1 protein-coding gene and 1 pseudogene are annotated in these 1482 nt (G+C 54.4%); one reads left to right on the top strand and one right to left on the bottom strand.

Translation table 11 applies throughout. The features are described from left to right. Window positions 1–614 precede the first annotated feature (614 nt). Complete coding sequence (locus tag ABD654_RS05640; protein ID WP_222120377.1) at window positions 615–1145, top strand: RNA-guided endonuclease InsQ/TnpB family protein; 531 nt, start codon at window positions 615–617, stop codon at window positions 1143–1145. A 107-nt stretch (window positions 1146–1252) separates the two neighbouring features. Here ABD654_RS05640 and ABD654_RS05635 read toward each other — a convergent pair. Then, window positions 1253–1450: pseudogene (locus tag ABD654_RS05635) on the bottom strand (helix-turn-helix domain-containing protein); the annotation flags it as partial. Window positions 1451–1482: the final 32 nt, after the last annotated feature.

The following is a 1482-nucleotide window of genomic DNA, read 5'->3' as shown; positions in this document are numbered from 1 at the left end:
GCCGCTGGGAGCCTATCTCTCTTTTGATCGCCTCTGTGATGAGGTACACCGCCTACTTGGTGGTTATGGCACTGAATACGCGATTAATTTTGAATAAGCACTTAAGGCCTCGTTGTCTAGACTTTCCCGCAAGGTTTAGCGCCGCACTCCGGGATATCTCTGCCCGCGGTGTTCCCTCTTGCGCACCTCGTCCAGTCGCCTAATGAAGGTCTGCGCGAGATGGAGCGACGAAGGTAATCGACTCTGCGCTGCATATTCGAATATCGCCGTAAGCAGCTCGCCAAAAAAAGCTCGTTCACCTTTGGCGGCCAAAGGTCAAAAGCGGTACAAAAGCGGACATATCAAAATCACGGTATGTGCCGGTTTGTGACAGGCAGGGTGGCGAAGGGCGGCGTTAACCGGTGCGTAAAACCGCCGCAGGAAAAGATAAACTCATAAATTTTATTGAATATCATGCTGATATATATATGGGTTTTTAAGTTTATGGGGTTTATAGGAACTGGCGGAGCAGGTTAGCAAAAATCCGCGTAAACCCTCGCCCAATGTGGGCGGGAATACAAAGCACGGCGGGAATTTGAGCTGTGTATCGGTGTACTCAGGGTAAGCTGAAAAGCATGACCTTGTCGCGCACCGTCACCGGCAAGCACTACGCCGCGCTGCTGTTTGAAACGGGGCAGGACGCGCCGGAACGTCTGCAAGACCTCGACGCCTCAAGCGTCGTCGGCCTCGACATGGGCTTGTCGCATCTTGCCATTGACTCAAGCGGTCGCAAGACTGCCAATCCGCGTTTTCTCAAGCAGGCGCAGAAAAACCTCAAGAGAAAACAGCAAGTCAAGAACATGATGAAAAATGCCAGGCTCGCCAGACACATTGGCGATGCGTCCTGGCATGCCTTGATCGCCAAGTTGGCCTACAAAGCAGAGGAAAAGGGAAAGCATCTGGTCAAACTTGACCCGCGGTTCCCCAGCTCCAAAACCTGCCATGCATGCCATCACAAGATGGATGCCATGCTGCTAAACGTCCGGTTGTGGGCGTGCCCCGCCTGCCATACACGCCACGACCGGGACATCAACGCGGCGCTGAACATCAAGCATCAAGGCATCGTGCAGTTAAAGGCGGCAGGGCTGTCCGTTTCTGTCCAATGAGGCTCGCGTAAAGCCGGCGTACTGTCGGTAGCAGCCGTTGAAGTGGGAAGCCCCGTCCGTGGCGCATTAGCGCGTCGGGCGGGGAGCAGTCACGCGACTACATAGTGTTCGGGATCATAGCCACTGGCCGTCGTGCTGCGGCGCAGTGCACAGCTAATCGTGCTGCTGTGGAGCCCCAGTTTCCTGGCGATCTGTCGCTGGCCCCCGCCCAAGTCATGATGGGCGTAAATCTGGTATCGTTGTGTCTGGGTCAGTTGTTGGTTCTCATGCTCTGCTTCACTTTGGTCGGTAAGTGCCTGATCCAAAATATTCGTGCATAATGGGTGCCCAAATTTCT

Source organism: Halomonas cibimaris, from assembly GCF_039537045.1.
GTDB lineage: Bacteria > Pseudomonadota > Gammaproteobacteria > Pseudomonadales > Halomonadaceae > Vreelandella > Vreelandella cibimaris.
Note: the sequence above shows the minus strand (reverse complement) of the source record. Positions and strands in the feature narration are given on the sequence as shown.

Bases quoted from the DNA above. Each gene is read 5' to 3' on its own strand.
- ABD654_RS05640 (WP_222120377.1), top strand. From the start codon at position 615: ATGACCTTGTCGCGCACCGTCACCGGCAAGCACTACGCCGCGCTGCTG.